Origin of the sequence: Streptomyces cahuitamycinicus (assembly GCF_002891435.1) — a bacterium.
Taxonomy (GTDB): Bacteria; Actinomycetota; Actinomycetes; order Streptomycetales; family Streptomycetaceae; genus Streptomyces; species Streptomyces cahuitamycinicus.
On sequence record NZ_POUC01000898.1, the window covers coordinates 1 to 875 of the forward strand.

General features: G+C 67.9%; 1 protein-coding gene. It reads right to left on the reverse strand.

Annotated features, from left to right (window positions below; all coding sequences use genetic code 11):
* Positions 1–9: 9 nt before the first annotated feature.
* Entirely contained in the window at positions 10–759 is a 750-nt protein-coding gene (locus C1J00_RS43750; RefSeq protein ID WP_102914262.1) for a transposase family protein, read from the reverse strand.
* Positions 760–875 lie beyond the last annotated feature (116 nt).

Genomic DNA, 875 nt, shown 5'->3' on the forward strand with positions numbered 1-875 from the left:
TGAGCTTCTTCAGCGTTGCCGCTCCAGGGTGAGGACGGCTTTGGCGATTGACGTCATGCGGTTCGGACTGCAGCGGGCTCTGCGGAAGATCCGCCAGGACTTCAGGCGGGCGACGCCTCGTTCGACCGGTGCCCGTGCCGCGGCCAAGGCCCGGTTGACGGTCTTCTCGGTGGGGGTGAGTTCCTGCAGGGGCCTGCGTTTGATGCCCGTGGTCAGCCAGGGGCCACCGCCCTGGTAGGCAAGATCCGCCAGGATGGGAACGCCCTGGCGCTCGCAGATCCGGATGATCCGGTGGGTGCGGGCGGCGGTCAGGTCATGGGTGCGGCCCGGCAGGGCGGGCGAGAGCCACAGCAGCCGGCCGCCGGGGTCGGTGACCACCTGCACGTTCACACCGTGGCGCCGGTGTTTGTGGGAGTAGTCGGCCCGGCCGTCGCCGACCCGGTCGCACTCGGCGAGGGTGCCGTCGAGCAGGACGAAGTCGGGTTCGTGCTCGCGCAGCGTCTTCAACAGGCCCGGTGCACGTTCGGCGAGCAGGTCGACGACCGCGCTGGTGTAGGCGTGGGCGGTGGACTCGCTGATCCCGAATCCAGCGGCGATCTTCGCGAGAGTGGTGTGTTCGCGCAGGTACACCAGTGCCACCATCGCGCGCTGGGACGGGCGGAGCTTGCAGCGTCGGTCGCCCTCACGGGTGACGATCAGCATGGTGACCCACTCCACGAGTGCATGCGGAAGGTCGAGTGCGGCAGGATGGATGACCAACGAGGCCCCCGAGCAACGTGATTGAGACGTCAGACATCTCGATCAACAGCCCGGGGGCCTCGCTCGTTGCGCTTCACGGCCCATCACCCGATCGGTGGCCAATTCGAAGAAGCTCA